Raw genomic sequence first — 21162 nt, forward strand, 5'->3', positions numbered from 1 at the left:
CTGTTACCCTCTCTTCCAGCGTGTACCCTGCGCTGTATCTTCCAAGAGGATCCCTTTCGCTTTCAGCTCATCACGAATTTCATCTGAACGGCCAAAATCACGATTACGACGGGCTTCTAAGCGTGCCTCGATTAACACTTCAATTTCCTCGTCTAGTAGATCAGTTGGACGAGTGAGCGGCAACCCAAGGACTGCTAACAAGCCATCAAACGTCTGGATGAAATGCTGAAGCACGTCAGCTTGTGTATTCTTCTCTTTTAAATAGACGTTCGCTAACTTCACAAGTTCGAATATCGTCGCAATTGCGTTGGCCGTGTTGAAATCATCATCCATTGCTAATTCGAATGCCTGTTTACATTCATCCACCTTATATAACCAGACATCTTTCTGGTCGCCGAGATCAGCGGAAGTTGCAAGTCGATGCTCCAAGTTGTTATACGCTGTGCGAATACGCTCCAAACCATTCGCAGCCCCCTCAACAAGACCTTGTGAGAAATTGACTGGATGTCTGTAATGAACTGATAATATAAAGAAACGCAATACTTGAGGATCAATCTGTTTACGGATATCGTTGACAAGTACGAAGTTGCCAAGCGATTTCGACATTTTTTCGTTATCGATATTGATGTAACCGTTATGCATCCAGTAACGCGCAAACTGCTTGCCGGTCATTGCTTCAGATTGTGCAATTTCGTTTTCATGGTGAGGGAATGTTAAATCCTGGCCTCCCGCATGAATATCAATCGTATCACCTAAATGTTCACGAGCCATCACTGAACATTCGATATGCCAGCCTGGGCGACCAGCACCCCACGGGCTTTCCCATGAAATTTCGCCTTCCTTTGCCGCTTTCCAAAGGGCAAAATCGAGTGCATTCTCTTTCTTTGTACCTTCTTCAATCCTTGCACCAATTTTCAATTCATCCGTTGATTGGTGGGATAGCTTCCCGTAGCCCTCGAAACTACGCGTGCGGTAGTAGACATCACCTTGTGATTCATAGGCAAATCCTTTATCGACAAGAACTTTAACAAACTCAACAATGTCTTCGATGTGGTCCGTCACACGAGGATGAGCATCCGCTTTTCCACAACCAAGTGCCCCAACATCTTCAAAATAAGCGTTAATAAACCGTTCTGTCAGTTCGCCAACTTCTTCACCTAGCTCATTGGCAGCTTTAATAATTTTATCATCAACGTCTGTAAAGTTAGATACGTATGATACATCATAGCCGCGATATTCGAGATAGCGTCGAACCGTGTCGAAAACGATAACAGGCCGAGCATTTCCGATATGAATGTAGTTGTAGACAGTCGGCCCACAGACATACATTTTCACCTTTCCTTCTTCCATCGGTATGAAAGGCTCTTTCTTTCGTGTCAGCGTGTTATAAATTTGGATCGTCATAATAAGTTCCCTTCCTTTTCAATCGATTTCTCCATTTCAACCATTCGTTCTTGCAACGTACGCAGTTCATTTTCAAGCATCTTGCATTTATCAGCTATTGGATCCGGAAGATCTTGATGGTCATATTTACCTTTCACTTTAACGCCATTGGCAATCACAACTGTTCCCGGGATACCGACGACCGTTGAATCAGCCGGAACATCTTTCAGGACAACCGATCCCGCACCCACTTTACTATTCTCTCCAATCGTGATGGAACCAAGTACTTTGGCTCCCGATGCAACAAGAACATTATCGCGAAGCGTTGGATGCCGCTTTCCTTTCTCTTTACCCGTTCCGCCAAGTGTTACACCTTGGTAGATTGTGACATCATTTCCGATTTCACACGTCTCCCCGATAACCACACCCATCCCGTGATCAATGAAAAACCTGCGGCCGATTGTTGCGCCTGGGTGAATTTCAATACCTGTGAAAAACCTGCTAATTTGCGACACGATTCGCGCTAAAAACCGCAAATTCTTTTTATATAATGCGTGTGCAATACGATGCGCCCAAATCGAGTGTAAGCCCGAATACGTCAACACAATTTCAAAAGCACTACGCGCTGCCGGGTCCTGTTCAAATATGCACTGAATATCCTCTTTCATAATCCGGAACAACTTTCTCTCCTCCTTTTTGGGGTCGCTTATCTTACGGAGCAAACAAAAAACGCCTCTGTCAAAAATGACAGAGACGCATTGAATGCGCGGTTCCACTCCGCTTGGAAGGCAAACCTTCCCGCTTAACGTCCATAACGCTGACGATGCGTCCGGCCTACTTACATTCAGCGCGGCACTCAAAGGTGCATTTCCACATTGCAGCGGCACGGATCACTTACAGCCAGTGATGATCCTCTCTGAAGAGCTTGCAATCTGTACTTCTCCTTTTCAAAGCTTAGGCCTACAAAGGGGAAGGATTGAACTGCATCCTTCCTTGTAGGTCATGAAATTATGTGGGATAAAGCCTTATCTTTCTTCGTTAAAGTTCGTTCCATAAAGTAATTTACGTTTATTCTCACATGACGGCACATGAATGTCAACGCAATTATATCGCATATTTCGCAACGCGTGCGATGGACTTCTCTTTCCCAATTAACGCAATCGCAGCTTGTAATTCAGGGCCGTGCATCTGACCTGTTGTCACAACACGGATCGGCATAAACAAGTTCTTCCCTTTATGCCCTGTTTCCTTCTGTACCGCTTTGATAGCATCTTTGATAGAAGCAGCATCGAACGTTTCAAGCGCGTTCAATTTTTCTTGGAATGAAGCCATTACCTCAGGCACTTGCTCACCTGCAAGGATAGCTTGAGATTCTTCATCGTATTCTAACTCATCCTTAAAGAACTGGGCGGATAGTTCAACAATCTCAGCTCCAAAACTTAGTTGATCATGGTAAAGAGCTATCAAGTTGCGTGCCCATACGCTTTCATCTTCTGTCATTTCTGTCTTCACAAGACCTGCTTTTTGCAAATATGGCAAGACAAAATCAACAACTTCGTCAAGGCTCATCTTTTTCATATATTGATTATTCATCCACGTCAATTTTTGTTTATCGAACATAGATGGTGATTTAGATAGACGACTCTCGTCAAACAAATTCACTAACTCTTCGTGTGTGAAGATCTCATCTTCCCCACCTGGTGACCAACCGAGAAGTGCGAAGAAGTTGAACATCGCCTCTGGTAAATAACCTAGGTCCTTATATTGTGAAATGAATTGGATAATCGACTCATCACGTTTCGAAAGCTTTTTCCGATCTTCGTTGACGATCAGTGTCATATGCCCGAAACGTGGGTATTCCCACCCGAACACATCGAATATCATCAATTGCTTAGGCGTGTTCGTCAAATGTTCTTCGCCACGGAAAACATGCGAGATCTTCATGAAATGATCATCGAATACAACTGCAAAGTTATATGTTGGGATACCACTTGCTTTAACCAATACCCAATCACCGATGTCCTTCGATTCAAACGCCACTGTACCACGGACAAGGTCTTCCACTTTGTACGTTACGTTTTCCGGAACTCGCATACGAATTGTATAGGCGATGCCTGCAGCTTCTTTTGCGGATACTTCTTCAGCTGTCAAATTGCGACAAGTTCCACCATACATCGGCGCAGCGATACCAGACGCTTTCTGTTTCTCGCGCTCAGCTTCAAGCTCATCTGTCGTACAGAAACATTTATAGGCATGTCCACCATCAAGCATGTCCTGTGCGTGCTTCGTATAGATATCAAGACGTTCCATTTGACGGTAAGGACCGTATGGACCACCAATATCGACAGACTCATCATAATCGATACCCAACCACTTTAAATTGTCTAGTTGCGATAACTCTCCAGCTTCAATGTTACGTTCCGTATCTGTATCTTCAATACGTACGATAAATTTCCCACCATGATGGCGTGCAAATAAATAGTTGAAAAGCGCTGTGCGCGCCCCACCGATATGTAAATGGCCAGTTGGACTTGGCGCATAGCGTACACGAACTTCTGTTGTCATAGTTTGTACATCTCCGTTCTCATTTGTTTATATGCCATTCTACCACTTGCTAAGGTTGTTTAAAAGAGGTTATGACTTGACAAGCAAGATTGTAGCCATTGAAGCGATGCCTTCTTCGCGTCCTACAAAGCCCAATTTTTCTGTCGTTGTTGCTTTAATGTTCACTTGTGTGACATCTGCGTGCAACAATTGTGCAACACGTTCACGGATCGTTTCAATATGAGGTGCCATTTTCGGTCTTTGTGCCATAATTGTACAGTCAATATTGCCGAGTTTATAGCCTTTGTCCTCTACGAGTGCCCAAATTTTCTCTAGTAACACCGCGGAATCAGCATCTTTAAACGCAGCGTCCGTATCAGGGAAATGGCGTCCGATATCCCCTTCGCCAATCGCACCCAGTGCCGCATCCGTAATGGTATGTAGCAGTACATCCGCGTCAGAATGACCCGTTAGCCCTCTTTCATGTGGGATTGTGATACCCCCAATAATGAGTGGGCGTCCTTCCTCAAATTCATGTACATCAAACCCTTGTCCAATGCGAATCATCTTTCTCCACCTACTGTCTTTTTAATCAATCACGCCTCGGTGTGGTTGCGTCCAGATTTTTTTCGAGCTTGCTCGAAAAGCATCCCTAAAAAATCCGCGACATCCGCCGGAGGCTTTATTTAAATCCTGCTGGATTTTAATAATATTTCTCCAAAAACAAGATCTTCCTGTGTCGTCATCTTAACATTATCGTACGTACTTTCAACGATTCGTACCGCATGACCCAGTCGTTCAACCAACATCGATTCATCCGTGCCAAGAAAGCCCTCAGCTTCGGCTTTCGTGGAAGCTTCTTGTAGCAGGGCATAGCGGAATGCCTGCGGTGTCTGGATAATCCATAATTTATCTCGATCCACCGTTTCTTCGATCACACCTGCTACAGCAAACTTCATTGTATCTTTCGCCCGAACCCCTGCAATTGCCGCACCATGCTCAGACGCTGTCTTCACAAGTTCCGCAATAACGGTCCGCCGGATAAACGGCCTTGCCGCATCATGGACAAGCACAACACTCTCTCCGTCATACGCACGAATACAAGCCGCAACGCTATTTTGACGCTCGCCTCCCCCATCTACCATAGCTTTCACTTTCGTAATGGCAAATTGGTCTAGCATGGACTGAATATGGATACGTTCATCTGGTTTCACCGCAAGAATAATCCCAGCACACGCTGGATCTCCTTCAAACACCTCAAGCGTATGAACAAGAATCGGTTTGTCATTCAATTTCAAAAAAAGTTTATTATAACCGGCACCCATCCGCTGTCCACTTCCGGCTGCCGGTATCATGACTGTATACTCCACGATTGATTTTCCTCTTCTTTCTATACTTACATAATGCTCAATTCATCTTCACGGATTTACCATTTTTCGGTTTCGCAAAAATCATTCTTCCAGCTGAGGTCTGTAGCACACTTGTCACTACAACATCGATTGCATTACCAATATGGAATTTCCCATCTTCTACAACAATCATCGTGCCATCATCCAAATAGGCGACGCCCTGATTATGTTCTTTACCGTCTTTAATGACGATGACATGCATGTCTTCACCCGGTATAACCACCGGCTTCACAGCATTCGCAAGATCATTAATATTTAACACAGATACCCCATGTAAATCTGCAACTTTATTTAGGTTAAAGTCATTTGTCACGACGAGTCCACCCATCTTTTTCGCAAGGCGGACAAGCTTCAAGTCTACTTCCGGAACATCAGCAAAATCTTCGTCCGTGATTAGGATGTTAGGGCCGTCATCGGTTTGCATTCGCTTCAGGACATCGAGCCCCCGTCTACCTTTCGTCCTTTTCAACGTATCCGAAGAATCCGCAATATGTTGTAATTCAGTCAGAACGAACTGCGGGACGACAAGTATCCCCTCCAGAAAACCAGTCGCTGTAATATCAGCGATACGACCATCAATAATGACACTTGTATCCAAAATCTTATGCAATTTACTAGTTGTTTGTGTAGCCGCTTCTTCTGACTCTTTCTTCTTCGCCCCACTATTTTTTGTAGCCTGCACAGCATGTATGAATTCCTCACGCTTTTTAAAACCAACTTGGAATCCTAGATACCCCAGAAGGACTGACAATAAAATAGGCAATACAGACGTAATCGCCGTAATAATTGGGATCTCAACACTACCCAACCCGAAACTAACGAGGAATGCCACACTTAACCCAACCATCAGCCCAATTGTCCCGAACAGTAAATCGAAAATAGGAGCTTTGAGCAATCGCTCTTCCAGCCATTTTACAAAATTAACAATTGGTTCAGTTAGAAAAAGACTCAGTAAAAACAGAATCGCTGCCCCGAGAATGGCGGATACGTATGGATTGTTAACGAATGGATTTGAAGTGAAAGAGAATAATGTGAATAAATGCGGTAAAAATAACACACCTAGTGTTCCACCAATAAACAGGAATGCAATTTGTACAACTTTCTTCAACATATGAACCACCTCCTTTTTAATAATTATACATGTTTCCCCTATAAACCGCCTTGATAAGCATTGTGCGTATGAGAACCTCCTTTCAAAATCTGTGGCATTCGCCGGAGGCTCACCTTGAATCAACGAACGTTTGAATTCCCACTGATTCAAGATGAAAAAACACACCGAATTCACATAAGTAATGCTCACGCTTAATCTATACAGTTATTCATATGTTCAACCTATATAATACGTATTAGGACTCCCTACCATGCATCAAGGTTTCATATTTACTTACTTTGCCAGTTAGTTTGAAAATGCGAGCTTGAGGGCATCACTAACGGTTTCAACGCCAACTACACGAATGCCTGCCGGATAATCCCAACCACCTAAATTAGAAGCAGGAACGATTGCACGCTCAAAGCCTAGTTTTGCCGCCTCCGTCACGCGTTGTTCGATTCTGGAGACCCTGCGCACTTCACCCGTCAGTCCGACTTCACCGATAAAACAATCGGACAAGCCAACCGCTGTATCTTTGTAGCTTGAGACGATGCTCATCAGCACAGCTAAGTCGATTGCCGGTTCATCCAATTTTACGCCACCAGCTACTTTAATATAGGCATCCTGCGCCTGTAACAACATGCCCATTCGCTTCTCTAGCACGGCCATCAGTAGCGACACGCGGTTTTGATCGAGCCCCGTTGCCATTCGCTTCGGATAGTTAAAGCTGGACGGTGTAACAAGCGCCTGAATTTCAACAAGAATGGGGCGCGTGCCTTCCATGGAGGCAACGACCGTCGACCCAGCTCCTCCTTGAGACCTCTCCTGCAAGAATAATTCGGACGGATTCAAGACCTCTTTTAAACCCGACTGCAACATTTCAAAAATAGCAATTTCATTCGTTGAGCCAAATCGGTTTTTCACACTGCGCAAAATCCTGTATGTATGATGACGTTCCCCTTCAAAATAAAGGACTGTATCCACCATATGCTCCAGTAATCTCGGTCCAGCAATTTGGCCATCCTTCGTCACATGCCCAACAAGGAAAATGGCGATATTCTTTGTCTTGGCAATCCGCATCAATTCGGCCGTACACTCACGTACTTGCGACACACTTCCCGGCGCCGACGTCACTTCAGGATGATGGACCGTTTGAATGGAGTCGACAATGACAAACTGCGGCTCCACACTAGCAATCGTTTCATGGATTTGACTCAAATCCGTTTCCGCGTAAATATAAAGTTCGTCCGATGCTACACCAAGCCGTTCTGCACGAAGCTTCGTCTGACGAATAGACTCTTCACCTGAAATATAAAGCACACGCTGCCCTTTATTGGCAAGCAACGATGACACTTGCAGCAACAGCGTCGACTTCCCGATTCCTGGATCTCCACCAATAAGGACGAGCGAACCAGGGACAACTCCGCCACCAAGCACTCGATTCAACTCATCTAAGTCCGTATCAATCCGCGGCTCCTCCACCGTTTCAATCGCACTGATTGGCATCGCCTTCTGGCGGATATTATCTGTATGTTGAAAGGCACCACGTGGCCCCTTTTGAACAATTTCAACTTCTTCGTCCATTGTATTCCATTCACCACACCCCGGACAGCGCCCCATCCATTTCGGTGATTCGTAACCACAGGATTTACACATGAATTTCGTCTTTCTTTTTGCCATAGGATCCTCCATAGATGAAAAGGACAGTCCCATTCCGTCGAAAAAGATTTTCGACGGTCGGACTATCCTTTTCACTCATTATTTTTCCAATACAACCTGTTCTTTTTTCTCATTCATAACCGTCTTAACGACAAATTCCCCGTCTTCCACATCAACGACCACTTTTCCGCCTATTAGAACAGTCCCTTTTAGGAGTTCCTCAGACAATCGGTCTTCTACATGTTTCTGAAGTGCGCGGCGCAATGGGCGAGCACCGTATTCAGGATCGTATCCAGCATCAACAATTTTCAGTTTTGCTTCGTCAGTTAAAGTGAGTTCAATATCTTGTTCACCAAGACGCTTCGTTAATTCGGTGGACATAAGTGTAACAATTTTACTTAAATGCTCTTTTTCGAGTGAATGGAACACAATCATTTCATCGACACGGTTTATGAACTCCGGTCGGAATGCTTTCTTCAACTCGCCAAGCATCGTTTTCTTCATACCTTCATAATCGCGACTCGTATCCTGCAAATTGAAACCAACATAACGGTTTTGCTTCAACGCTTGCGCACCCACATTGGATGTCATAATGACAACTGTGTTACGGAAATCGACCGTGCGCCCTTTCGAATCTGTCAACCGACCATCCTCCAACACTTGCAGAAGGATATTGAAGACATCCGGATGCGCTTTCTCAATCTCATCTAGTAACACGACAGAGTAAGGCTTGCGACGAACTTTCTCCGTCAACTGTCCACCTTCATCATAACCTACATAACCTGGAGGCGATCCGACAAGTCGTGATGTAGAATGTTTTTCCATGTACTCGGACATGTCGACACGAATCATGGCATCCTCATCGCCAAACATGACTTCTGCTAACGCTCTCGCTAATTCCGTTTTCCCAACACCCGTAGGACCTAAGAATATGAACGACCCAATCGGACGTTTCGGATCTTTCAGTCCGGCGCGCGCCCGGCGTATTGCCCGGGAAATAGCTGTCACGGCTTCCGATTGACCGATAACACGCTCGTGCAACACTTCTTCCATGTTCAATAGTTTTGCCGTTTCTGTTTCAGCAATTTTGGAAACTGGAATCCCCGTCCACATTGCCACTACTTCCGCAATTTCGTCGACAGTCACTTCCGACTCCGTTTGGCCTTGTTTTTCTTTCCAAGCCGTTTTCGTCGTTTCGAGCTCTTCTTTCATCTTCTGTTCCTTATCACGGAAAGAAGCAGCCTTTTCGAATTCTTGACTTTGGACGGCAGCATTTTTCTCCGAACGAATGGCTTCCAACTTCAGTTCAAGTTCTTTCAAATTCGGTGGCGTTGTATACGAACGTAGGCGTACTTTCGATCCCGCCTCGTCAATCAAATCAATCGCCTTATCCGGAAGGAATCGATCAGAAATATAACGGTCCGACATTTTCGCAGCCGCTTCAACTGCTGCATCCGTAATTTTCACACGATGATGCGCTTCATAACGATCACGCAATCCATAAATGATTTGAACCGTTTCTTCAACAGTTGGCTCGTCAACTTGAATCGGTTGGAAACGTCTTTCAAGTGCAGCATCTTTTTCAATATATTTACGGTATTCGTCAAGCGTTGTTGCACCGATACATTGCAATTCGCCACGCGCCAAGGATGGTTTAAGAATGTTAGATGCATCAATTGCACCTTCCGCCCCCCCGGCACCAATCAGCGTATGCAACTCGTCAATGAACAGAATAATATTCCCTGCCTGACGAATCTCTTCCATCACTTTTTTCATACGGTCTTCGAATTCACCACGGTATTTCGTACCCGCAACTACTGTTCCCATATCGAGTGTCATAACCCGTTTATCGCGAAGAATCTCCGGCACTTCATTGTTCACAACTTGTTGTGCGAGTCCTTCTGCGATTGCCGTCTTCCCAACACCTGGTTCGCCGATCAGTACAGGATTGTTTTTTGTACGACGTGCCAACACTTCGATGACACGCGTAATTTCTTTACTACGTCCGATAACCGGATCAAGCGTACCTTCACGGGCAATCTCTGTTAAATCGCGCGCAAGGCTATCCAATGTCGGCGTCGATGCGGAATTAGCAACACCTTGACCGTTTGCTGAACTATCGTTACTGCCCAAAAGCTGAAGTACTTGTTGACGTGCTTTGTTTAAGCTGACACCTGCATTGTTCAAGACACGTGCAGCGACACCTTCGCCTTCACGAATAAGTGCAAGTAAAATATGTTCCGTACCGATATAAGAATGGCCCAACTTGCGTGACTCATCTACCGATAATTCAATGACCTTTTTAGCCCTAGGCGTATAATGTACGATTGGACCGACTTCCTTTGTCCCGGCACCGACAAGTTTTTCTACACCTTGTTCGATGGTTTCAAAGCTAACATCTATCGCTTCAAGCGCCTTTGCGGCAATGCCCCCGCCTTCACGTATGAGTCCAAGCAAAATATGCTCTGTACCAATGGATTCATGCTTCATCCGAATTGCCTCTTCTTGGGCGAGTTGCAATACTTTCTGTGCACGCTGTGTAAATCGATTAAACATCATATTCAGTCCTCTCCTTCTATCTATATAATCAATCGTATTTCTCATCCGCCAAGGGTTTAAAGTAGTACCCCTTCTATACCTATTCAACTGGACACGTGAGAAATCCTTTATTCCAAAGATTGATCTTATTTACCTCTGACTATCTTTGACCTTAGTATACTAAAGCGACACAAAATGCGCAAAATGCCTGCTCATTCTTCCTTACTCTTTTCTACGGAAGCTGATGTACGTTCCGCGTGAAGTCGGTCACGAAATAGCTTCGCTCTAAATATATCCCGTTCTTCCTGGGATAATTCTGCATCGGCGTATTGTTGGAGAAAACCAGGTTGCATAAAAATCATCAGTTCATTCAAAATGGACATATCAATATCCTCGATGATCCCGATATCAATTCCGAGCCGAACGTCTGACAGACAACGCGCAGCCTCTTCCGACGGCAACAAACGGGCGTAACTGATCGTACCAAGTGAACGGAAAATCCTATTCTCCAGTGCAATCCGTGACTTACCAAGCAACAATTCACGTGAATTCCGCTCATGATCTATCAAGCGGGATGTAATATTGCCAAGTTCAACAAGGATCTCTTGCTCCGTTTTCCCAAGCGTTATCTGATTGGATATTTGATAGATATTGCCGGGTGCTTCGCTGCCCTCACCGTAACTCCCTCGAACCACCATGCCAAGCCTAGAAATAGCCGGTATAATCCGGTCAATCTGCTTGGTGATGGTCAGTGCCGGTAAATGCATCATCACCGAGGCACGCATACCAGTCCCCGTATTCGACGGACAACTTGTCAAATAACCAAAATCCTCGTCAAAGGCATATGGCAGTTCCTTTTCTAGGTGGTCATCCACTTGATCGGCCTGTTTGTAGGCGTCTTCCAGCTGCAGTCCAGGATAAATACATTGAATCCGGATATGATCTTCTTCATTGACCATGACACTTACGGTTTCATTTTCCGACAGTATGACAGCCCCTTGCCGATCTGGGTTAGCCAAATGCGGGCTAATTAAATGCTTTTCCACAAGCACTTGGCGTTCGAGCGCAGGAAGATCAGACATTTTGGTGTAGGTATACTCACTTTGCTCAGCATCCAATAAAACGCCCGCGACAGCCTTGTCAACCGCCAACGCATCTTCTTCAGTGAACGCAAGCGGAAAGTGATAGCCCGTCAAATTGCGGGCCAACCGAATCCGCGTTGACATGACAATGTCCGAATGCTCCCCGTGAGGAACCATCCAACCCGTCACCGCATTACGCATAAACTTTTCAATCGACATCGCTCGTTTCACCTCCACTTGCAAGGCGTTGCTTTAGTGTATTCGCTTCGTCACGTAAAGCTGCCGCTTCTTCGAAATGCTCCGCCTCTATCGCTACTTTCATCTTCACACGAATTTCTTCAATTTTCTTTTTGACCGCGTACAATTCATTGAACGACACTGGAATCTTTCCACCATGTGTGGAATGACCATTATGGAGTTTTCTTAACACATGCGGCAATCTCCCTCGGAATGTGTCGTAGCAAGTTGCGCAACCGAATTTCCCGATGTCGAGAAACTTTTGAAACGTCAACCCGCACGAAGGACACTCCAGCGCTAACTGTGATTCGCCTCTCGTTTGCTGTTGCACTTGGAAAGGGTCTACCCCACTAAACCAATGGGATAGAAATTGTTGAATGGACAACGGCTCCTGGTTTAGGTCGAAATGGAATGTTTGTGTATGAAATGCACATTTATCGCATAAGTGGCGCTCCACCGATCCGGCTATACTTTCTTGGGTAATGATGACGGAAGCCGGTCGTTCTTTACAATTTTCACATATCACGAAAATCACCTCATAATTGTTAAATTGACGGTCAGTCTAGCTGCTCATAAATAAGTGTTAGAAGCATTGCTTGTAAAATGCGAGCACGAAGGATATCTCGTTCTGGAAGCGGCTGATAGAGCGTCGTGCGGTCAACAGCTGCAAGAATGAGCTTTGATTCGCGTTCAGAAATCACTTCCTCTTCCATAAGCCTGTAGATAACATCCTCAGCCATCGTAAAGGAGACTCCTGTTCGAATGCCCTCTACAATATGCTCAATTAACTCTTTACGCGAATTCGTCTGTACGCGGAAAATACGGATATATCCGCCGCCACCACGCTTTGATTCGACCGCATATCCACGTTCTGCCGTGAAGCGAGTCTTTATCACGTAATTGATTTGAGAAGGAACGCATTGGAACTTTTCAGCGACTTCACTACGCTTAATTTCAATAGCTCCTTTCTGTTCCTCTTCGATTATGGCTTTTAAATAACCTTCTATGATGTCAGAAATATTTCGCATGTCCTCACCTCTTTCATACCGGGTGATAAGCCGTTGACTTTGACTATCTTTGACTTAATTGTACATGACGTTCCGATTAATCCGCAATCGAAAAGCACTAAGATTCGTTTAGTATAGGCTTGAATCGCTATCATTTAGTCATAGAACAAAAAAACGGAGTACACAGGGAATTCCCCGGTACTCCGTTACGCATTATTTCATACTTGTATTCGTCAATTCCTTCACTGGTAAGAACAGTTCCCCTGTCTCTACATACGTAATCCTCAACTGATCGCCTTCTTGGATATAAATGGCGAGCGGCACTGTTTCAGACGACACGCTGAAGTTCCGTCCATCAGCCGCCAAAAATGAAACAAGTGTAAAGTCGCCAACGCGTTCCTTGAAAACACGTACGACCGTTACCGACGCTTGCGCCTCTTCAGCGCTTGAACTGCCATTGACAGAACTACCCCCGCGTTGAAGTGCCGTTTTATACAATTTTAACGCTTCATTCGGAGTATTTCCAAACACCGATATTTCTGGGTTCGCAGCAGAAACGATGAAGTAGTTTTGCAAGAATCCGTTCGAATCTAGCACCGGCGTCAACCAGCTTGCTTCCCCATAGAAGTTGTACAGTACCGGCATTTCACCAGACCATTTCTTTTCGATGAATTTCTTTTCAATAATCTGAAGAGCACCTTGCGAATCCATATACGACTCTTCTAAATTGCCCGTGTAATACGTTGCTTCGCCCGTCCGACCATCCGTCAAGGCATAGCCTAGCATCGAATCGACACCTTCTTTTGGACTTGTGAAATCGGTGAAATAATACATATGGCCATTCTCGTCAAAGATTGGACTCACCTTGGATTCGGTTCCTTCATCCGATGGTAATTTCACATCTTTTTTCCCGAATACTGAATTCCAGAATCCGTGAACGTAGTTACCAAAATAACTATTCTGTAAGCTAACTGCCTCAGGAGAAACAGCACCATCAATAAACGCAGGTATATCCACAAGCGCATATTGCTCCATATCACCCGTCGCCGGATCAACCACTACAACCCCTTGTACATAAAAACCGTCACGCGCTGTAATAAAGTTCCCATATGAACGGATATAATGTGGTTTTCCCTCGTCATCAATTTCCAGCTGAACGTCTCCGTAAAAAATCAGATTCGGCATTTCCATCCGTATATGACGCTCTACTTGCTTATGGAAATAAGACGATGGCGTATAATCCATTTCAGCCTTCACGAATTTCGGGTTATCTGCTGAGTCAGTTGCACTCATTGTGAAATAGCCCGGTGTCGTTTTCCCAGTCCACCACTTGAAAAGACCCGAGAATTCAACTGGTGCGATGTAGACAAACTCATCATTCACTTTTTGAATTTGCAAATTACCAAGTTCATAGTAACTCGTATTAGGTACTTGACCGAACGCTTTCTTCATCTTATTACGCGCAAACTTCGGCGGCACGCTTGCAGGTGTTTTCGTTTCATCAAACGCTGTGATTTCTACCTGCTGATCCATTTCGACTGCTTTGTATTTTTGATTCGCATTGAATAGTGGCGCGCAGAGGATATAAGCTCCGAACGCCAACGCTCCTAAAAATAGGACAATCTTCAGTTTGCGGTCTTTACTTCCTGCTACGACAGCCCCCAGCAAAGTGACCACCAGTAGCGGACCCCATAGAGACATCCAGTTACGGTCTATATTCGTTACATAATAAAAGACGAATACAATGACCGAGGTTACAACAACCGTGCTAGCCATGGCTGCAACCCTATTAAACGGCACTTTCGCTTTCGTCTCTTTATTGTCCACCACAAACGGGACAATGATTAAGCTACATACAATACCCGTAATGATTGAGAAGATAAGTAAATTGATCATCTTAAAACACTCTTTTCTATTGCACAGATTTTTTTACATACCTCTTATACGATTCAACCACGAAACCGTTTCACTTTTTTACGAATAAAACCAATATAAATTGAACTAAAGAATCTCACCAACAATGCTCGGCGCTTAAGGAAGGATTGAACTACATCCTTCCCCGGATGCCTCCCGCGATAAGCCTTCGCTGGAGATGAGGCGAAAATCATAAGTTCAACTTATAAAGACAAATAATTCTCTGCAAATATAAAAATGGACTTCCTCATAATATGTAGGAAGTCCATTTTTCATTCAGATAGAAACAGGTTCTTTTAATCAATTACGCCTCGGCGTAATTGCGTCCAAATTTTGAATTGCGTTTGCGCAATTCAAAATTTGTGACATCCGCCGGAGGCTCAACTTAATTCGGTAGGGGGTTGAACCCCACTGATTTTAAGGCATTTTAGCATTCATCCTACCACTTATAGAAGTGGCGGACTTCTGCTGAATTAAGTTAGTGGTTCAAGATCAACTTCAAACCCTAAGTCTTCCAGCATCTGACGATCACGGTTGCTTTCTTGTCCTGCCGTTGTTAAATAATCACCAATAAAAATCGAGTTTGCTGGGTATAATCCGAACGGTTGTAAGCTACGCAAGTTCACTTCTCGACCTCCGGAAATTCTAATTTCCTTCGTAGGATTCATGAATCTGAACAAGCACAACACTTTCAAGCAATAACGAGGTGTTAATTCATCCGTACCGCCGAGGGGCGTCCCATCCACCGCATGTAGAAAGTTAACGGGAATCGAATCAGCATCCATTGCATGTAAGCTGCGCGCCATTGAAACGACATCTTGTTTCGTTTCACGCATGCCTACGATGACACCTGAACATGGTGAGATACCCGACTGCTTCACAAGGTCGACCGTGTTGACGCGGTCCTCATATGTATGAGATGTCGTGATACTTTCATGATGTTCCGCTGACGTGTTGATGTTGTGATTGTAGCGGTCAACGCCTGCTTCTTTTAACCGTAATGCCTGTTCTGGCTTCAATAGTCCAAGGCAAGCACAAACAGTCATATGTTCATGTTTCGCCTTGATTTCCTTCACAGAATCGATCACAATTTCAAGCTCTCGGTTGAGTGGGCCCCTACCGCTCGCCACAATACAGTAGGTTCCTGCATTCAATTCCACCGCTCTTGCCGCCCCTGTCACGATTTCTTCTTTTTTCATCATGGCATACTTTTCAATTGGAGCTGTCGAAACGATTGACTGTGCGCAATACCCGCAGTTTTCGGGACATAAGCCAGATTTCGTATTCATGATCATATTGAGTTTCACTTTATTCCCATAGTAATGTTTCCGAATCGTATAAGCTCCGTGAAGGAGTGCTAGCAAATCCTCATCAGGACTGTTTAAAATGGCAAGTGCTTCGCCATCCGTCAATATATGTCCTTCGAGTACACGTTTTGCTAAAGCATCGTACTTCGTCATGTCAACGCCTCACTTTCAGCAACTTGTACATACGGTGTCCAAACATCCCTGCGAGTACTGACAATAATAGATCTTTCGGCAGTGGCGGTATCATCCATAACCACGCCACTTTGTACGTAAAAACATCCGGCGCCGCAGCCCACAGCTTATACGCGGCGTACATCCAATTCGTACCGATAACATAATTCACAACCATCGCAACGAGTGCCGCAATAATATAACCATGTAACTTATTATTTTTTTCAACAATCTTCCCCGCGATATACGCTGCAAAAATGAATGACACTATAAATCCAAATGTCGGGCTAATGATGGAGCCGAAACCTCCGCTGAATTTTGCAAAGACTGGTGCTCCAGCAAGTCCGATAAACATATAGACCGTCATCGCAATGGCACCTAACCGGCTCCCTAAAATAAGTCCTGCTAAGATAGCGAAAAACGTCTGCAATGTAATCGGCACACTACCAACGACCAGAAAAGGTGCAAAGGCCGTAATGTTTGCCCCAATCATCATCAGTGAAGCAAACATCCCACAATAGACAAGACTTAGTGCACTCATCCCACTTTTCGTTTTCACTGTAGCTGTTGTCATCGAATACCCTCCTTATGTTAACTCTAATAGAATAAAAGATAACTCATTATGTGTCAACTTAAATAACAAAGTAGTTAACCTATATATTTTGAAATAAAAAAATCACTAGCAACATTCGCTAGCGATTTCATTTCATTACTTTTTCTCTTCATCTTTTGGAAATAAAAAATAGGCAAGAAACCCACCAACAGCCATCGCACCTAACGTGATATAGATTCGTGACATGGGCGGCACGTCTTGATGACTCTTGTTTAGCATCATAATGCTAACCGTACCAACAATCATCATGATTGGAATAATATACATAAAAGCTCTCAACTTATTCACCTTCTGTTTGTCATTTCCCCCCATCTTACCATACATATTCTAGCATTCTACAAAGGACAGCTTGACGAAAGGCAATTATAACGTTATGATGATTTCAATTATTCAACCAATAATAAGAGATGTATTTCAATCCGTCTCCTCTATTAGTTAATTCAACTACATAATTTATTCTTATCAAGAGAAGCAGAGGGAACTGGCCCTATGAAGCTTCAGCAACCTGCCGAAAGGACTGGTGCTAATTCCAGTGGGGTCCATCTGTGATCCTGAAGATGAGAAGGGACAAATACGTATACTCGTAAAGCCTTCTTTCTATGAAGGCTTTTTTTATTTTTTCAGATTACTAAACCGATACGAAGAAAGAGAGTGATTAGTTATGTCAAAACATCCTATTGAAGAACAACTACAGAAAAGAATACTCATTATGGATGGTGCGATGGGGACCATGTTGCAAAATGCTAATCTGTCTCCTGAAGACTTCGGTGGCGAAGAATACGATGGTTGTAACGAATATTTAAACATCACAAGACCCGACGTCCTTAACCGGATTCACCGTGAATATTTAGATGCTGGTGCCGATATCATTTCAACAAATACCTTTGGAGGGACGCCGATCGTCCTCGATGACTACGATTTGGGCGATCAGGCACATGACATCAACTTCCGTGCAGCACAAATTGCTAAAGAATGTGCCGAAGACTTTTCCACATCTGATTGGCCTCGCTTTGTTGCCGGTGCAATGGGACCTACAACCAAAACATTATCCGTCACAGGCGGCGCTACGTTTGACGGTTTGACACATGACTTTTATGTACAAGCGAAGGCACTTATCGAAGGCGGTTGCGATTTGCTTTTGATGGAAACTAGCCAGGATATGCTGAATGTCAAAGCCGGAACACTAGGCATCAAACGCGCATTCGAAGAGACAGGACAGGAATTGCCCGTGATGATTTCCGGAACAATTGAACCAATGGGGACGACCCTTGCAGGGCAGAGTATCGAATCATTCTATATTTCAATCGAACATATCAAACCACTCTCAGTCGGCTTGAACTGTGCGACAGGACCGGAGTTCATGACGGATCACCTGCGCTCACTCTCAGAGTTGGCAACGAGTTATGTCAGTTGTTACCCAAATGCTGGACTACCGGACGAAGAAGGTCATTACCATGAATCACCTGAATCCCTTTCCAAAAAGTTAGAAGGGTTTGCAGACAAAGGCTGGTTGAACGTAGTAGGTGGATGTTGCGGAACAACGCCTGCACATATTCGCGCAATCCGTGAAGCCGTAGCCGATAAAAAACCACGACAAGGTCCAGAAAGCGTTCATGGGCATGCCGTGTCTGGTATAGAGCCACTATTATATGACGACTCCATGCGCCCTCTATTAATTGGCGAACGGACTAACGTTATCGGTTCCCGCAAATTCAAACAGCTTATCGTAGATGGCAAATTTGAAGAAGCATCAGAAATTGCACGCGCACAAGTAAAAGGCGGTGCACACGTCATTGATATTTGTCTGGCGAACCCGGATCGGGACGAGCTAGAAGATGTGACGAAATTCATGAAAGAAGTCGTCAAAAAAGTCAAAGTGCCTCTCGTCATTGATTCCACGGACGAAAAGGTCATTGAAGAAGCTTTGAAGTATTCACAAGGGAAAGTCATCATTAACTCCATCAACTTAGAAGACGGTGAAGATCGCTATGATGCTGTTTTACCACTCGTGAAAAAATTCGGTGCCGCTGTCGTTGTCGGAACCATCGACGAACCCGGAATGGCTGTCACACGCGAGCGTAAACTTGAAGTGGCCGAACGTTCCTATGACCTTCTCGTCGATAAATGGGGACTAGCACCGGAAGATATTATCTTCGATCCACTCGTCTTCCCTGTCGGTACAGGTGATGAACAATACATCGGTTCCGCTGTTGAAACGATTGAAGGGATTCGACTCATTAAAGAAAAAATGCCACGGGCGTTGACAATTCTCGGCGTCAGTAACGTATCATTCGGTCTACCTCCTGTCGGGCGTGAAGTATTGAATGCTGTGTACTTGTATCACTGTACGCAAGCAGGTCTTGATTACGCGATTGTGAACACGGAGAAACTTGAACGCTACGCTTCGATTCCTGAAGCAGAAATTAAAATGGCCAATGACCTGTTATTCTCCACAACCGATGAAACGTTGGCGGATTTCACAAACTTTTATCGAGGGAAGAAAAAAGAGAAAACGGAAGATGATATTCCGAAAACCGTTCCAGAACGTCTTAGTTATTACGTAATCGAAGGGACGAAAGAGGGATTAATTCCCGACTTGGAAGCAGCCCTGGAAATGTATGATGCACCCCTCGATATCATTAATGGACCATTAATGGATGGCATGGCAGAAGTTGGTCGCCTATTCAACACCAACCAACTCATCGTTGCGGAAGTGTTGCAAAGTGCTGAAGTCATGAAAGCGTCAGTCTCGTTCCTTGAGCAATTTATGGATAAAGCCGAGGGCGACACAGGCAAAGGAAAAATTGTCTTAGCTACCGTCAAAGGCGATGTCCATGATATTGGGAAAAACCTCGTCGAGATTATCTTGAGCAATAACGGCTTCACAGTCGTCGATATCGGTATTAAGGTAACCCCTTCAACACTTATTGACGTAATCCGCAAAGAAAAACCGGATATTATCGGACTATCTGGGCTGCTCGTTAAATCTGCTCAACAAATGGTAATCACTGCGCAAGACTTTAAAGCTGCGGGCATTGATTTACCGATAATGGTGGGTGGGGCAGCACTTACTCGCCGCTTTACCGACACAAAAATAGCAGCAGAATACGATGGTCCCGTACTGTACGCCAAGGACGCAATGTTTGGGCTAGAACTAGCCAATCGTCTACAAGACAAAGATGAAAAAGCAGCGTTGCTTATCGAATTGGATGAACAACGGGAAAAACGTGCCGAAAATGATGCGATTAAAGCAGCGAAAAAAGCAGCAAACCCAGAGGCGGCAGTTGTTGCACCACGACCTATCAAAACAGTACGTGAAGACGTTCCAGTTCAAGTGCCTAAAGATTTGCGCCGCCGGGTTCAAAAAGATTATTTGGTCTCCCATCTCTATCCGTACGTCAATATGCGGACATTGATTGGCCATCATCTTGGTCTACGGGGCAATGTCAGTAAAATGCTAGAAAATAAAGAACCACGTGCTTTGGAGCTACATGAAATGGTCACTGGATTTTTAGAGTCGGATCACTTATCAGCATCAGGACTCTATCAATTTTTCCCAGCGCAATCCGACGGTGATGATGTCATCATCTATGATCCTGAAGATGCAAAAACGGAAATTGAACGCTTTACATTCCCGCGTCAAAGTAAAGAACCATTCCTTTGTCTGGCTGATTACTTGAAACCTGTTTCAAGCGGCGAGATGGATTATGTCGGTTTCATGCAAGTAACAGCAGGACACGGCGTTCGGGATTTCGCCAACAAATTGAAAGCAGAAGGCAAGTTCTTGGAAAGCCACGCATTCCAAGCTACTGCTCTCGAACTAGCGGAAGGATTTGCAGAACGGATTCACCAAGAAATGCGCGACCAATGGGGAACTCCAGATGCAACAGACTTTACAATGCTTGACCGCTTTGCAGCAAAATACGTTGGGCAACGCTTCTCGTTCGGCTATCCCGCATGTCCGAATCTGGAGGACCAAGCGAAGTTATTCAAACTGTTAAAACCCGAAGACATCGGCGTCCATTTAACAGAAGAATTCATGATGGAGCCGGAAGCATCCGTTTCCGCCATTGTATTTGCCCATCCAGATGCGAGATACTTTAATGTTGATTGACGAACAAAAGCACAAGCGCCTGGTCAGCTCCGACAAGTAGGAAGGATGCAGTTCAATCCTTCCCTGCTGGAAGGCTTGAAGGTAAAGGCGCTCT

The 21162-nt window shown here is 44.6% G+C and carries 16 protein-coding genes, 1 riboswitch and 1 other annotated feature; of the genes, 1 reads left to right on the forward strand and 15 read right to left on the reverse strand.

What is annotated here, in order from left to right:
* Positions 1-3 precede the first annotated feature (3 nt).
* From cysS to ACIQ0H_RS12655, 15 genes are all read right to left on the reverse strand, one after another.
* A complete protein-coding gene (gene cysS / locus ACIQ0H_RS12585; protein WP_403415074.1) occupies positions 4-1404 on the reverse strand; it encodes a cysteine--tRNA ligase in 1401 nt (466 codons plus the stop codon).
* On the reverse strand, positions 1401-2051 hold the full coding sequence (gene cysE / locus ACIQ0H_RS12590; RefSeq protein WP_403415725.1) for a serine O-acetyltransferase: 651 nt from the start codon (positions 2049-2051) through the stop codon (positions 1401-1403). Before cysE ends, cysS begins: the two co-directional genes overlap by 4 nt.
* A 78-nt stretch (positions 2052-2129) precedes the next feature.
* Positions 2130-2343, reverse strand: a binding site (T-box leader).
* A 144-nt stretch (positions 2344-2487) separates the two neighbouring features.
* Positions 2488-3948 carry a glutamate--tRNA ligase gene (gene gltX, locus ACIQ0H_RS12595; protein WP_403415076.1) on the reverse strand — a complete coding sequence of 487 codons (1461 nt, stop codon included), beginning with the start codon at positions 3946-3948 and terminating at the stop codon, positions 2488-2490.
* A 69-nt stretch (positions 3949-4017) separates the two neighbouring features.
* Positions 4018-4494, reverse strand: a complete 477-nt coding sequence (ispF, locus tag ACIQ0H_RS12600) for a 2-C-methyl-D-erythritol 2,4-cyclodiphosphate synthase (RefSeq protein WP_403415079.1) — start codon at positions 4492-4494, stop codon at positions 4018-4020.
* A gap of 119 nt (positions 4495-4613) precedes the next feature.
* Complete coding sequence (ispD, locus tag ACIQ0H_RS12605; protein ID WP_403415082.1) at positions 4614-5297, reverse strand: 2-C-methyl-D-erythritol 4-phosphate cytidylyltransferase; 684 nt, start codon at positions 5295-5297, stop codon at positions 4614-4616.
* A gap of 37 nt (positions 5298-5334) precedes the next feature.
* Positions 5335-6447, reverse strand: coding sequence for a PIN/TRAM domain-containing protein (locus ACIQ0H_RS12610; protein WP_403415083.1), 1113 nt, complete (start codon positions 6445-6447; stop codon positions 5335-5337).
* Between the two features lie 285 nt (positions 6448-6732).
* Positions 6733-8106, reverse strand: a complete 1374-nt coding sequence (radA, locus tag ACIQ0H_RS12615) for a DNA repair protein RadA (RefSeq protein WP_403415085.1) — start codon at positions 8104-8106, stop codon at positions 6733-6735.
* 78 nt (positions 8107-8184) lie between these two features.
* Positions 8185-10644, reverse strand: a complete 2460-nt coding sequence (gene clpC, locus ACIQ0H_RS12620) for an ATP-dependent protease ATP-binding subunit ClpC (protein ID WP_403415088.1) — start codon at positions 10642-10644, stop codon at positions 8185-8187.
* 191 nt (positions 10645-10835) lie between these two features.
* Positions 10836-11924 carry a protein-arginine kinase McsB gene (gene mcsB / locus ACIQ0H_RS12625; protein ID WP_403415090.1) on the reverse strand — a complete coding sequence of 363 codons (1089 nt, stop codon included), beginning with the start codon at positions 11922-11924 and terminating at the stop codon, positions 10836-10838.
* Positions 11914-12468 carry a UvrB/UvrC motif-containing protein gene (locus ACIQ0H_RS12630; protein WP_403415092.1) on the reverse strand — a complete coding sequence of 185 codons (555 nt, stop codon included), beginning with the start codon at positions 12466-12468 and terminating at the stop codon, positions 11914-11916. Before ACIQ0H_RS12630 ends, mcsB begins: the two co-directional genes overlap by 11 nt.
* Positions 12469-12499: 31 nt before the next feature.
* Positions 12500-12970 (reverse strand): CtsR family transcriptional regulator, encoded by a 471-nt coding sequence (locus ACIQ0H_RS12635; protein ID WP_403415094.1) that lies wholly within the window; start codon positions 12968-12970, stop codon positions 12500-12502.
* 192 nt (positions 12971-13162) lie between these two features.
* Positions 13163-14845 (reverse strand): hypothetical protein, encoded by a 1683-nt coding sequence (locus ACIQ0H_RS12640; RefSeq protein WP_403415097.1) that lies wholly within the window; start codon positions 14843-14845, stop codon positions 13163-13165.
* Between the two features lie 491 nt (positions 14846-15336).
* Positions 15337-16323: a biotin synthase BioB gene (gene bioB / locus ACIQ0H_RS12645; protein ID WP_403415099.1), complete on the reverse strand. Its 987-nt coding sequence runs from the start codon at positions 16321-16323 to the stop codon at positions 15337-15339.
* 1 nt (position 16324) lies between these two features.
* Entirely contained in the window at positions 16325-16915 is a 591-nt protein-coding gene (locus tag ACIQ0H_RS12650; RefSeq protein WP_403415102.1) for a biotin transporter BioY, read from the reverse strand.
* A 135-nt stretch (positions 16916-17050) separates the two neighbouring features.
* The gene (locus ACIQ0H_RS12655; RefSeq protein ID WP_403415105.1) at positions 17051-17233 is read right to left on the reverse strand and encodes a histidine kinase; all 183 of its coding nucleotides are present in this window, start codon (positions 17231-17233) and stop codon (positions 17051-17053) included.
* 177 nt (positions 17234-17410) lie between these two features.
* Positions 17411-17518, forward strand: a riboswitch (SAM riboswitch).
* A gap of 97 nt (positions 17519-17615) precedes the next feature.
* Between ACIQ0H_RS12655 and metH the strand changes: the two genes are divergently transcribed.
* Positions 17616-21068, forward strand: coding sequence for a methionine synthase (gene metH / locus ACIQ0H_RS12660; RefSeq protein ID WP_403415108.1), 3453 nt, complete (start codon positions 17616-17618; stop codon positions 21066-21068).
* Positions 21069-21162: the final 94 nt, after the last annotated feature.

Origin of the sequence: Sporosarcina sp. NPDC096371, from assembly GCF_044762865.1 — a bacterium.
In the GTDB taxonomy this organism is placed as follows: Bacteria; Bacillota; Bacilli; order Bacillales_A; family Planococcaceae; genus Sporosarcina.